This is a genomic window from Shinella sp. HZN7 (assembly GCF_001652565.1).
Lineage (GTDB): Bacteria > Pseudomonadota > Alphaproteobacteria > Rhizobiales > Rhizobiaceae > Shinella > Shinella granuli.
In genome coordinates this window covers 2335190-2347213 of the sequence record NZ_CP015736.1, presented here as the reverse complement: position 1 = coordinate 2347213, position 12024 = coordinate 2335190, and the positions used below count along the sequence as shown (strand labels likewise).

At 66.3% G+C, this 12024-nt stretch carries 9 protein-coding genes; 5 read left to right on the top strand and 4 right to left on the bottom strand.

All coding sequences use genetic code 11. The features are described from left to right. Window positions 1-13: 13 nt before the first annotated feature. The 5 genes from shn_RS11280 to shn_RS11260 all read left to right on the top strand — a co-directional run bounded on the left by shn_RS11280 (window position 14) and on the right by shn_RS11260 (window position 7253). Window positions 14-1027 (top strand): Gfo/Idh/MocA family protein, encoded by a 1014-nt coding sequence (locus tag shn_RS11280; RefSeq protein WP_064332554.1) that lies wholly within the window; start codon window positions 14-16, stop codon window positions 1025-1027. Between the two features lie 10 nt (window positions 1028-1037). After that, complete coding sequence (locus tag shn_RS11275) at window positions 1038-2039, top strand: ABC transporter ATP-binding protein (protein WP_064330484.1); 1002 nt, start codon at window positions 1038-1040, stop codon at window positions 2037-2039. 157 nt (window positions 2040-2196) lie between these two features. Further along, complete coding sequence (locus shn_RS11270; RefSeq protein ID WP_064330483.1) at window positions 2197-3480, top strand: efflux RND transporter periplasmic adaptor subunit; 1284 nt, start codon at window positions 2197-2199, stop codon at window positions 3478-3480. Window positions 3481-3491: 11 nt separating this feature from the next. Then, the gene (locus tag shn_RS11265) at window positions 3492-6623 is read left to right on the top strand and encodes an efflux RND transporter permease subunit (RefSeq protein ID WP_064330482.1); all 3132 of its coding nucleotides are present in this window, start codon (window positions 3492-3494) and stop codon (window positions 6621-6623) included. A 6-nt stretch (window positions 6624-6629) separates the two neighbouring features. Next, a complete protein-coding gene (locus shn_RS11260; RefSeq protein WP_064330481.1) occupies window positions 6630-7253 on the top strand; it encodes a TetR family transcriptional regulator in 624 nt (207 codons plus the stop codon). Here the strand turns inward: shn_RS11260 and shn_RS11255 are convergent. From shn_RS11255 to shn_RS11240, 4 genes are read right to left on the bottom strand one after another with little or no spacing between them, the layout of a single operon-like run. Then, entirely contained in the window at window positions 7245-7487 is a 243-nt protein-coding gene (locus shn_RS11255) for a hypothetical protein (RefSeq protein ID WP_064330480.1), read from the bottom strand. The two genes, shn_RS11260 and shn_RS11255, sit on opposite strands and share 9 nt — an antisense overlap. A gap of 1 nt (window position 7488) precedes the next feature. Beyond that, window positions 7489-8721 carry an aminomethyltransferase family protein gene (locus shn_RS11250; RefSeq protein WP_145925907.1) on the bottom strand — a complete coding sequence of 411 codons (1233 nt, stop codon included), beginning with the start codon at window positions 8719-8721 and terminating at the stop codon, window positions 7489-7491. After that, the gene (locus shn_RS11245) at window positions 8718-10274 is read right to left on the bottom strand and encodes an NAD(P)/FAD-dependent oxidoreductase (protein ID WP_064330479.1); all 1557 of its coding nucleotides are present in this window, start codon (window positions 10272-10274) and stop codon (window positions 8718-8720) included. The genes shn_RS11250 and shn_RS11245 overlap by 4 nt, the downstream gene beginning before the upstream one ends. Continuing rightward, complete coding sequence (locus shn_RS11240; protein WP_064330478.1) at window positions 10261-11880, bottom strand: NAD(P)/FAD-dependent oxidoreductase; 1620 nt, start codon at window positions 11878-11880, stop codon at window positions 10261-10263. Before shn_RS11240 ends, shn_RS11245 begins: the two co-directional genes overlap by 14 nt. Between the last annotated feature and the right edge of the window lie 144 nt (window positions 11881-12024).

The window sequence follows — 12024 nt, the reverse complement described above, 5'->3', positions numbered from 1 at the left end:
CGGCCTCGGCAATATGGGCCGCAGCCATGCGCTTGCCTATCATGAAAATCCGGGCTTTACGATCGTCGGGCTGGTCAACCGCTCGAAGGTTCCGGTTCCGGCCGGGCTCGAAGGCTACGAGATCCTGCCGTCCTTCCACGAGGCGCTGAAGGAGCTGAAGCCGGAGCTCTGCTCGATCAACACCTATTCGGACAGCCATGCCGAGTATGCGATCGCCGCGATGGAAGCGGGCGCCCACGTTTTCGTGGAAAAGCCGCTGGCGACGACCGTGGCGGATGCCGAGCGGGTGGTGGCCTGCGCCAAGGCGAACGGCCGCAAGCTCGTCGTCGGCTACATCCTGCGCCACCATCCTTCCTGGATGCGGCTGATCGAGGAAGCGCGCAAGCTCGGCGGGCCCTATGTCTTCCGCATGAACCTGAACCAGCAGTCGAGCGGGCCGACCTGGGCGACCCACAAGGCGCTGATGCAGACGACGCCGCCGATCGTCGACTGCGGCGTGCACTATGTCGACGTGATGTGCCAGATCACCGATGCCAAGCCGGTCGAGGTGCGCGGCATGGGCCTGCGCCTCTCCGACGAGATCGCGCCGGACATGTACAATTACGGCCATCTCCAGGTGCTCTTCGACGACGGTTCGCTCGGCTGGTACGAGGCGGGCTGGGGGCCGATGATCTCGGAAACGGCCTTCTTCGTGAAGGACGTCATGTCGCCGAACGGCTCCGTCTCGATCGTCATGGATCCGAACGCCAAGTCGGACGACATCGACACCCACACCAAGACGGCGGTCATCCGCCTGCACAACGCGGCCACCGGCCCGGACGGCAGGTTCCTGTCGCCGGACGAGGACCTGAGGATGGCCGGCGAGCCCGGCCACCAGGAACTGTGCGACCGCGAACAGGCCTATGTGCTGAAGGCGATCCGCGAGGACATCGACCTCACGCGGCACATGGACGATGCGGTGCAGTCGCTGCGGATCTGCCTGGCGGCCGATGAAAGTGTCAGAACCGGTCAAACGGTCAAGCTTTAAGGGGATATCAGTGGGCTCTCTTCAACTCAAATCCGTACGCAAGTCCTTCGGCACTGTCGACGTGATCAAGGGCATCGACCTCGACGTGAAGGACGGCGAGTTCGTCATCTTCGTCGGCCCCTCGGGCTGCGGCAAGTCCACGCTGCTGCGCATCATCGCGGGCCTCGAGGATGCGACCTCCGGCTCGATCACCATCGACGGCGCGGAAGTCGTGACCGTGCCGCCGGCAAAGCGCGGCATCGCCATGGTGTTCCAGTCCTACGCGCTCTATCCGCACCTGACGGTCAAGGACAATATGGGCCTCGGCCTCAAGCAGGCGGGCGCCCCGAAGGACGAAATCGAAAAGCGCGTCGCCAAGGCCTCGGGCATGCTGTCGCTGGAAAAGTACCTCGCCCGTCGCCCGGCGGAACTGTCCGGCGGCCAGCGCCAGCGCGTCGCCATCGGCCGCGCCATCGTGCGCGAGCCGAAGCTGTTCCTGTTCGACGAGCCGCTCTCCAACCTCGATGCGGCGCTGCGCGTCAACACCCGCCTGGAGATCGCCCGGCTGCACCGCGAGCTGAAGGCCACCATGATCTACGTCACGCACGACCAGGTCGAGGCGATGACGCTGGCGGACAAGATCGTGGTGCTGGATGCGGGCGTCATCCAGCAGGTCGGCTCGCCGATGGAGCTCTACAACCGGCCGGCCAACCTCTTCGTCGCCGGCTTCATCGGCTCGCCCGGCATGAACTTCATCGACGCCGAGCGCCTCGGCATCTCCGATGCCAGGACCATCGGCGTGCGCCCGGAGCACATCACGCTGTCGCGCGAGAGCGGCGACTGGCAGGCGAAAGCCGTGCATGTCGAGCATCTGGGTGCGGACACGATCGTCTATCTCGAATCGGAAAAGGTCGGTGCCTTCACCGTCCGCCTGTTCGGGGAGCATCACTATCAGCCTGATGACGTGGTCTTCGCCACGCCGGCGGCGGACCAGATGCATCGCTTCGATGCAAATGGCCAAGCCATACGATGAGGCCCCTCATCACAATTCCGTGACTGGTGTCGCGCTGACGATTGTCAAAGATCGGAAACTAACATACAGCCTTGTTTGTATGTTGCGATGCGGTGGTCCTGCGATCACCGCATCTTCACGTTTTCAGCACCCTGCCGCGCTTCGGGCGGCACCGCTTATGGAAGAACCCATGCGTTTCACGAGACCGATTTCGATTGCGACCTTCGGCGCCCTTTTGATTCTCGCCGGCTGCCAGGACGAGCAGGCGGCGCAGGGCGGCTTTGCATTTCCGCCGCCGCAGGTGGCCGTCATCACCGTGAAGGCAGAGGATGTGCCGATCACCAACGACCTGCCGGGCCGCATCGCCGCGACCCGCACGGCGGAAGTCCGCCCGCGTGCGACCGGCATCGTCATCGAGCGCATCTTCGAGCAGGGCTCGCAGGTCAAGGAAGGCGACGTGCTCTACCGCATCGATCCCGCGCCGTTCCAGGTGCAGGTCGACAGCGCCGAGGCGACGCTGCGCCGTGCCCGGGCCGTTCAGGCCCAGGCGCGCAACACCGCCGAGCGCCAGGAGCAGTTGCGCAAGTCGAACGTCGCCTCCGTGCAGACCTATGACGATGCCGTCGCCCAGCTCGCGCAGGCGGATGCGGATGTCGCGATCGCCGAGGCGAGCCTTGCGACCGCGAAGCTCAATCTCGAATATACCGAGGTCAAGGCGCCGATCAGCGGCCGCATCGGCCGCGCGCTGATCACCGAGGGTGCGCTGGTTTCGGCCAACGGCACGGAAAACCTTGCGACGATCCAGCAGCTCGACCCTGTTTATGCCGACTTCACCCAGTCGGCGACCGATCTCATCCGCCTGCGCAAGGCACTGCAGGACGGCGCCCTGATGGCCGACAACAATTCGGCCGACGTCAAGCTGGTGCTGGACGATGGTTCCGCCTATCCGCATTCGGGCAAGCTCTTGTTCTCCGAAGCCGCGGTCGACGAGACGACCGGCCAGGTGACGCTGCGCGGCGAGTTCCCGAACCCGGACGGCGACCTGCTTCCGGGCATGTATGTGCGCGTGCAGATCGAGCAGGGCATCGAGAAGAATGCCGTCATCGTGCCGCAGCAGGCCGTGCAGCGCGACAGCTCGGGCAGCGCGCTCGTCTATGTCGTCTCCGCCGACAACAAGGCCGGCACCCGCTCTGTGCGCGTCGGGCGGGCCATCGGCACGAACTGGGTCATTCCCGACGGCCTGAAGGACGGCGAGAAGATCATCGTCGAAGGTTTCCAGAAGGTTCAGCCGGGCGGCGAAGTCGTGCCGACCGAGTGGAACCCGAATGCGGGGGCGAAGGCCGCCCAGTCGGCTGCCGAAGGCGGCGCGGCTGAGGCTGGCGATGCCGGCGCCGCGCAGACCGGCGAGACCGGCACGGCGGAGGGCGGCGAGGATGCCGCCAAGGCCGAGCAGGCGAAGTGAGGATCTGAAGGATGCCCAGTTTTTTCATCGACAGGCCGATTTTCGCCTGGGTCGTCGCGATCTTCATCATGATCGCCGGCGCCATCTCCATTCCCCTCCTGCCGATCGCGCAATATCCCGACGTCGCCCCGCCGCAGATCACGGTGTCGACGACCTATTCCGGCGCGTCCTCGCAGGACACCTACCAGAGCGTCACCAAGCTCATCGAGGATGAGCTGAACGGCGTCGAGGGCATGCTCTATTTCGAATCGACCTCGAGTGCCTCGGGTTCGGCCGAAATCAACATCACCTTCGCGCCGGGCACCGATCCGAGCCAGGCTTCGGTCGACGTGCAGAACCGCGTCAGCCGCGTCGAGCCGCGCCTGCCCGATTCCGTGCGCCGCCAGGGCGTGCAGGTCGAGGAGGCCGGTTCAGGCTTCCTCCTGATCGTCGCGCTGACCTCCACCGACGGCTCGATGGACGCCATCAGCCTCGGCGACTACGTCAACCGCAACATCCTCTCGGAAATCCAGCGCGTGCCCGGCGTCGGCCGTGCGCAGCTTTTTGCCACGCAGCGCTCCATGCGCATCTGGCTCGATCCCGCCAAGATGCTCGGCCTCAACCTGACGGCTGCCGATGTCACCGCCGCCGTTCAGGCGCAGAACGCCCAGATCGCGGCCGGCAGCATCGGCGCGCAGCCGAACCCGATCACCCAGCAGATCGCGGCCCCCGTCAACATCAAGGGCCAGTTGACGACGCCGGAAGAGTTCGGCGCCATCGTGCTTCGCGCCAATGCGGACGGTTCGGCCGTGCGCCTGCGCGACGTCGCGCGCATCGAAGTGGGCGGCGAGACCTATTCGTTCTCGACGCGCCTCAACGGCCAGCCTTCGGCCGCCGTCGCCGTGCAGCTCTCGCCGACCGGCAATGCCATGGCGACCTCCGAGGCGATCAAGGCCCGCATGGACGAGCTTGCGCAGTTCTTCCCGCCGGGCCTCGAATATTCGACGCCCTATGACACCTCGCCCTTCGTCAAGGTGTCGATCGAGAAGGTGCTGCACACGCTGCTCGAAGCCGTCGGCCTCGTCTTCCTCGTGATGTTCCTGTTCCTGCAGAACATCCGCTACACCATCATCCCGACGCTCGTCGTCCCGGTCGCGCTGCTCGGCACCTGTGCCGTCATGCTCGCCATGGGCTTCTCGATCAACGTGCTCACCATGTTCGCCATGGTGCTCGCCATCGGCATCCTCGTCGACGACGCGATCATCGTCGTGGAGAACGTCGAGCGCATCATGTCGGAAGAGGGCCTGCCGCCGAAGGAGGCGACCCGCAAGGCGATGAAGCAGATCACCGGCGCCGTCATCGGCATCACGCTGGTGCTCGCCTCGGTGTTCATCCCGATGGGCTTCTTCCCGGGCGCGGTCGGCGTCATCTACCAGCAGTTCTCGCTGACGATGGTCGTGTCGATCCTGTTCTCGGCCTTCCTCGCGCTGTCGCTGACGCCGGCGCTGGCCGGCAGCTTCCTGAAGCAGGTTCCCAAGGGCCATCATCACACCAAGCGCGGCTTCTTCGGCTGGTTCAACCGCGGCTTCGACCGCTCGTCGAAAGGCTATAGCCGCAGCGTCGGCTGGCTGGTGCACCGGGCGGGCCGCTTCATGGTGATCTACCTCGCGATCCTCGCGGGCCTCGGCTACCTGTTCGTGAAGCTGCCGTCGTCGTTCCTGCCGGACGAGGACCAGGGCTTTGCCATCGTCATGATGCAGCTTCCCTCCGAGGCGACGGGCCACCGGACCGACGAGGTTCTGACCCAGGTCGAGCAGATCTTCGGCCAGGAACCCGCGGTCAACACGATCGTCGGCATCAACGGCTTCTCCTTCTTCGGTTCGGGGCAGAACGCGGGCCTTGCCTTCGTGACGCTGAAGGACTGGAGCGAGCGCGGGCCGGAGAATTCGGCACAGGCGATCGCCGGGCGGGCCAGCATGGCCATGAGCCAGATCAAGGATGCGATCAGCTTCGCGCTGTCGCCGCCGCCGATCCAGGGCCTCGGCACGACGGGCGGCTTCTCGTTCCGCCTGCAGGACCGTGGCGGCCTCGGCCAGCAGGCGCTGTCGGCCGCGAGCGCCCAGCTCCTCGGCCTTGCCGCCCAGAGCAATGTCGTGGCGGGCGTGCGCGTCGAAGGCATGCCGGATGCGGCCCAGGTCAATGTCACGATCGACCGCGAGAAGGCCAACACCTTCGGCGTGACCTTCGCCGACATCAACACGACGATCTCGACCAATCTCGGCTCGACCTATGTCAACGACTTCCCGAATGCCGGGCGCATGCAGCGCGTGACGGTCCAGGCGGACCAGAACGAGCGCATGCAGGTGGCCGACCTGATGAAGCTCAACGTGCGCAACGCTTCGGGCGGCATGGTGCCGATCTCGGCCTTTGCGACCGCGGAGTGGACGATGGCGCCGACGCAGACCGTCGGCTACAACGGCTACCCGTCCGTCCGCTTCAGCGGCGACACCAAGCCGGGCTTCTCGTCCGGCGACGCGATCGCGGAAATGCAGCGGCTCGCCGCCCAGCTTCCGCCGGGCTTCGGCTATGAATGGACGGGCCAGTCGCTGCAGGAGATCCAGTCCGGTTCGCAAGCGCCGATCCTCGTCGGCCTGTCGATCCTGCTGGTCTTCCTGTGCCTTGCGGCGCTCTATGAAAGCTGGTCGATCCCGTTCGCGGTCATCCTCGTCGTGCCGCTCGGCGTCATCGGCGCGGTCATCGCGGTCACCCTGCGCGACATGTCGAACGACGTCTACTTCAAGGTGGGCCTGATCGCGATCATCGGCCTTTCGGCGAAGAACGCGATCCTGATCATCGAGTTCGCCAAGGAACTGATGGAGGATGGCAAGTCGCTGATCGAGGCGACGATCGAGGCCTGCCATCTGCGCTTCCGCCCGATCCTGATGACCTCGCTCGCCTTCACGCTCGGCGTTCTGCCGCTCGCGATCGCCACGGGCGCAAGCTCGGGCAGCCAGCGCGCCATCGGCACCGGCGTGATGGGCGGTATGATCACGGCCACGGTGCTCGCCATCTTCTTCGTGCCCATCTTCTTCGTCTTCGTGATGAAGCTGTTCGGCTACGGCAAGAAGAAGGAGGCGGCTCCGGCGGCAAGCCCGGCGGAGTAGGCCGCCATGCGCCGGACCAAGGCCGAGGCCGAGGAAACCCGCCAGCAGATCCTGCTGGCGGCGGAGAAGGTCTTCTACGAAAAGGGTGTCGCCCACGCCTCCATGGCGGATGTGGCGCGCGCCGCGGGGGTCACCCGCGGCGCCATCTACTGGCACTTCGCCAACCGGGCGGATCTCGTGCTGGAACTCTACAATTCACTGCCCATGCCGCAGGAAGAGCTGATCGCCCGCGAGCTGGAGGCGGAGAACGCCGACGTCTTCGCCGTTCTGGAACGGGTCGGACGGGAATGGCTCGAACTGCTCGCCACGGACGAACACCGCCAGCGCATCCTGTCGATCCTCCTGCGTTGCGATACGTCGGGCGAATTCGCCGCCATCTCGGAGCGTCAGAACGACATCAACGATGAGCACATGCAGGCGCTGGAAGCCGCGTTCGCCAAGGCGCAGGGGCAGGGCAAGCTCTGCGCCTGCTGGACGCCACGGTCCGCCGCTTCCATGCTGCGCTGGGTCATCAAGGGCCTGTGTTCGGAGTGGCTGTTGTTCGGGCGGCGGTTCGACATCGCGATCGAAGGCAAGGAGGCGCTGCGGCGCCTGTTCCGCACCTACGCCTCCCACGTTCCGTCACTCTGACCGATAGGCCTTGAGCCGCGCGATCCATTCCGCGCCGATCTGCCAGCGCTTGAGCACCGAAACGGGATCCTCCGCATCGAGCCGCGAGCAGATGCGGTAGACCTCCAGCACGTCAGACGCCATTTCGCCGCGCTGGCAGAAATACATGGCCGCCGCATAGCGCGCGCGCCCGGACCATTCGGTGCCGGGCGGCATGGTGATGATCTCCCAGTTGCGGCGGGTCTCCTCGTCCATGTCAGGTGAGGCCCGGCGGGCTCGCCGTGCGCCGGGCGAGCCTGACGAAGGGGCGCGGCACGATCTTCGCCCGTTTCATCAGCTTCTGGTATTTCAGCTCCCGCATCGCATAGATCTCCACCCAGAGGTCCTCCGTGAACTTCGATCCGTAGGGCCGTTCGAGGCTGGCGATGGCGATGTTGCGCTTGGCTGTCGGCGACCAGATCGCGGCGGTGACGAGGCCCGCCTCGTGCTTTTTCCGATGGTAGACGATGGCATGCTCGGCGGGAATATTCCCTTCGATTTCAAGGCCGACGAGGACGTGCTTGAGAGATTGATTCCGCCGTGCGTCGAGGATCGCCCGGCGTCCGTTGAAATTCGGCTTGTCCGGATCGACCAGCCAGTCGAGGCCGATCTCGTCGGGCATGCGCACCCGGTCGGCGCGCAGCGCTCCCTCGGCGGTGACGAAATCCGTGTTGGCGACGATGAAGCCGGCCTCGATGCGCGCCTGATTGAGCGCGCCGTAGCCGATGGCGCGGATCGTGTGCGGCGCGCCGGCGCGCCACAGCCGGTCCCACAGCGATAGCGCGTTCGCGCGGGGCACGAAGAGTTCGTAGCCGAGATCGCCGGTGAAGCCGGTGCGTGAGATGGTCACGTCGCCGTCCTCATGCGGGAAGGTGCCGATATGAAAGGGTTTCAACGCCTCCACGCCGGCAAAGCCGGCATCGCGCAGCACCGCGTAACTCGTCGGCCCCTGCAGGGCGAGGCCGGCGATCTCCTCCGTCTCCTCGTGGATGTCGACCGCAAAGCCGAAGGCGCTGTCGAGCAGCCAGGGTAGGTGGCGTTCCTGGCAGCAGAGGCGGAATTCGTTCTCGCCGAGGCGAAAGAGCGTGCCGTCGTCCAGCACATGGCCGTGGTCGTCGCACCAGGCGGTGTAGTGCACGCGGTTCACGCCGAGCTTGCGCACGTCGCGCAGGGTCAGCCGGTTGAGGTAGCGCTCGGCATCCGGGCCGGTTATGCGGTACTTCACCATCGGCGAGATGTCGAAGAGGGCGGCGGTGGAGCGGATGGCGAAATATTCGAGCTCGCCGTCGAACAGCGCATGCGGCGCCTTGTAGCCGGCCCAGTTGTACCAGTCGTTGACCTCGCTCAGCGCCATCAGGCGGTCATGGAACGGGCTCTCCAGCCGCGGCGTGAGGATATGGTTGCGGGCGGCGCGGCGCAGGTCCGCGGTGGATTTCGTCATGGCGTTCATGCGCTCGCTCCCGAAAGGATGTGGCGGGCCGCGTTCCAGCCCGGCAGGCCGGAAATGCCGCCGCCCGGATGCGCGCCGGCGCTCGCGAGATAGAGGCCCTCGATGGGCGTGCGGTAGCCGGAGGCGGCGCTGGTCGGCCGGTTGACGAGGAGCTGGTCGGCCTGCAGCTCGCCGTGATGCCAGTGGCCGCCGGGCAGGTTGTATTCCGCCTCGATATCGACCGGCGTCATCAGGCTGGCCGCGACCACGGACTTTTCGAGGCCGGGCGCATGGCGCTCCAGCGTGTCGAGCACGATCTTGAGGAAGGCCGGCTTGCCGCTCTCCCAGCCTGCCTTGAGGCGATAGGGCGCATATTGCACGAGCGCCGAGAGCGTGCAGGCGCCGCCAGGGGACAATGACGGGTCGGCAAGGCTCGGCAACGTCACCTCCATGACGGGATCGCTGGAGAATTCGCCGTATTTCGCCGGGTTGAAGGCCTCCTCGACCTGCTCCATCGAGCGCACCAGCACGATGCGCCCGCCGCGGGCTTCCGCCGGCAGGTCGGTGAAATCGGGGATGCGGTCGAGCGCGAGGTCGAGCTTGGCGACATTGCCGTGGCTGCGCACGTTCTTCACCGAGCGCACGAAGCCGGTGCCGCTTTCGGCGGGATCGACGAGGTGGAGGAAGGTCGTCTGCGGGTGGATCGCCGAGACGATGACGGGGGCGGTGATCTCCGTGCCGTCGCCGAGGGCCACGCCGCTCGCCCGGCCGCGATCGGCGAGGATGCGGCCGACGGGCGTGCCGCAGCGAAGGGTGACGCCGGCCTTTTCCGCGGCGCGCAGGAAGGCGGGCGCGACACTCGCCATGCCGCCCGCCGGCACGAACTGGCCGCCGGCCTTGCCCGCGACCTCGCCGGTCAGGCGATAGTAGAGGCCGAGCAGGGAGGTCGGCGAGCGGGGACCGAGATGGATGCCGAGCGTCGCATCGAAGGCGAGGAGGCCCTTCAGCCGGTCGTCCGAAAGATATTCGTCGGCGACGTCGGCGACGTTCATCAGCAGCATGCGCAGGAAATCGCGGCCCTCGCCGCGCCCCTTGCGGATGAGGCCGAAGCCGGCGGAAGCGAAGGTGGAGAGATCGCCGAGCGAGAGCGCGCCGATCTGCGGCGGGGGGCGGCGGAGGAACCGCTTCAGGATGCCCGCCTGGAAGACCAGCTTCGCGCGCAGCGCCGCGAAGGCCTCGGCCTCCTCGGGCGACACGCCCTCGATGCGCTCGCCATAGGCGCCGTGCAGCACGGCGGCCTTTCCCGAGCCGTCGAGAACCGTCGTCGGCAGCAAGGCGTCCGTGCCGGCAAGCTCAAGGCCGATGTCGCGCGCCATGTCCGCGTCGAGCCGGTTGACGAGATGGGCAAGGCCGGCGGAGCGGAAGCCTGGCGCGAATTCGCGGCCGCGCGTCGCCCCGCCCGGCTCGTTCGCCGCCTCCAGCACCAGGACCTTGCGGCCACCCCTGGCGAGGCGGGTGGCGGCGGCAAGGCCGTTGTGGCCGGCGCCGATCACGATGGCATCAAATGACGTCATGGGCTTTGCTCATCTGCTCGGGGGAACGCTTCAGGTCGCGCAGGATCTCGGCGGCGGCGTTGCGGCCGGGCGCGCCCATCACCCCGCCGCCCGGATGGGTGGAGGAGCCGCACATGTAGAGGCCGGATATCGGGCTGCGGTACTGGGCGTAGCCGGGCACCGGCCGGTTGAAGAGAAGCTGGTCGAAGGTGAGCTCGCCCTGGAAGATGTTGCCTTCCGTCAGGCCGACCTCGTTCTCGATCTCGCGCGGCGTGCGCACCTCCATATGCACGATGCGCTCGCGGAAGCCCGGCGAATAGTCCGCGATCTGGCCGATCACCGTCTCGGCGAAGGCGTCGCGGTCGGCATCCGTCCAGTCGCGGCCCTGAAGTTTTGGCGGGCAATACTGCACGAAGCAGCTCATGAAGTGCTTTCCCGGCGAGGCCATGGTCGGGTCGAGCGTCGTCGGGATCACCATGTCGAGGAAGGGATCGGCCGACCAGCGGCCCGCCTTCCAGTCGTCATAGGCACGTTCCATGCGCTCGATCGAATCGGTGAAATGCATGTCGCCGCGTATGCAGGAGGAGCCTTCCGGCAGGGCCGGGAACTCCGGCAGGCTGTCGAGCGCGATGTTCACCTTGCCGGAGGAGCCGCGCATCTTGAAATGCTTGACCCGGTGGACGAAGTCGCCGGGCAGGGTGTCTTCGTCGACGAGCTTGAGGAAGGTGCGCTTCACATCGGCATTCGAGACGACGAGGTCGGCGCGCACCTCGTCGCCGTTGGCGAGCACGACGCCGGTGGTGCGTCCGCCGCGGGTGAGTATCTTCGCGACCTCGGCGTCGGTGCGGATCGTGCCGCCGGCGGCCTCGAAGGAGCGGGCGAGCGCCTGCGTCACCGCGCCCATGCCGCCGCGCGCATAGCCCCAGGCGCCGACGGAGCCGTCCACCTCGCCCATATAGTGGTGCAGCAGGACATAGGCGGTGCCGGGCGACATGGGGCCGAGCGCGGTGCCGATGATGCCCGAGAGCGCGAGATAGGCCTTGATGACGTCGGTCTCGAAATATTCGTCGAGGAAGTCGGAGATCGACATGGTCCAGAAGCGCAGCGTCTCGGCCATTTCCTGCGGGCTGAACTCGCCGAACTTCTTGGCGAGATACAAGAATTCGGAAATGTCGCGCGGGCGAAAGCCGAAGGGGTCGGGCGCGGTGCGCATCAGGAGCGGCTGGATGAAGCGGCACTGGCGCGTCACGTCGCGGGCGTAGCGCTCGTAGGCCTCGGCGTCGCGTTTCGAATAGCGCGCGAATTCGCGGCGGTGGCTGTCGTGGTCACGGTAGGAGGCGAGGTAGTCGCCGTCGCGGGTGAAGACCGCGCCGCCCTCGTAGGCGATGACCTGGAGGCCGTGTTTCGGCAGTTCCAGGTCGCGCATGATCTCCGGCCGGAAGAGGGAGCAGACATAGGAACAGTTGGAGTAGAGGAAGCCCGGGGTCAGTTCGCGGCTCGTCGCCGCCCCGCCGACCCAGCCGTTCTTTTCAAGCACCGCGACATTGAGGCCGGAGCGCTGGAGATAACAGGCGGTAACCAGCCCGTTATGGCCGCCGCCGACGATCAGGGCATCGTACTTTTGCATTTTTGATGTCTCCCTTGTTTCTAAAAGCTGCATCAAAAGCAAAATGTTGTCCAGATATTCTGAATGATCATTCAGCAAGTATCTTGCAATCGCCTGATTATGCGCTAGAATTTCGGCCAGGGAAAAAGCGCGCCGGCCATGCGG

Coding starts and splice junctions, on each gene's coding strand:
- shn_RS11245 (WP_064330479.1), bottom strand. CDS start 10,274: ATGACGTCATTTGATGCCATCGTGATCGGCGCCGGCCACAACGGCCTT.
- shn_RS11260 (WP_064330481.1), top strand. CDS start 6,630: ATGCGCCGGACCAAGGCCGAGGCCGAGGAAACCCGCCAGCAGATCCTG.
- shn_RS11270 (WP_064330483.1), top strand. CDS start 2,197: ATGGAAGAACCCATGCGTTTCACGAGACCGATTTCGATTGCGACCTTC.
- shn_RS11255 (WP_064330480.1), bottom strand. CDS start 7,487: ATGGACGAGGAGACCCGCCGCAACTGGGAGATCATCACCATGCCGCCC.
- shn_RS11280 (WP_064332554.1), top strand. CDS start 14: ATGGGCCGCAGCCATGCGCTTGCCTATCATGAAAATCCGGGCTTTACG.
- shn_RS11265 (WP_064330482.1), top strand. CDS start 3,492: ATGCCCAGTTTTTTCATCGACAGGCCGATTTTCGCCTGGGTCGTCGCG.
- shn_RS11240 (WP_064330478.1), bottom strand. CDS start 11,880: ATGCAAAAGTACGATGCCCTGATCGTCGGCGGCGGCCATAACGGGCTG.
- shn_RS11250 (WP_145925907.1), bottom strand. CDS start 8,721: ATGAACGCCATGACGAAATCCACCGCGGACCTGCGCCGCGCCGCCCGC.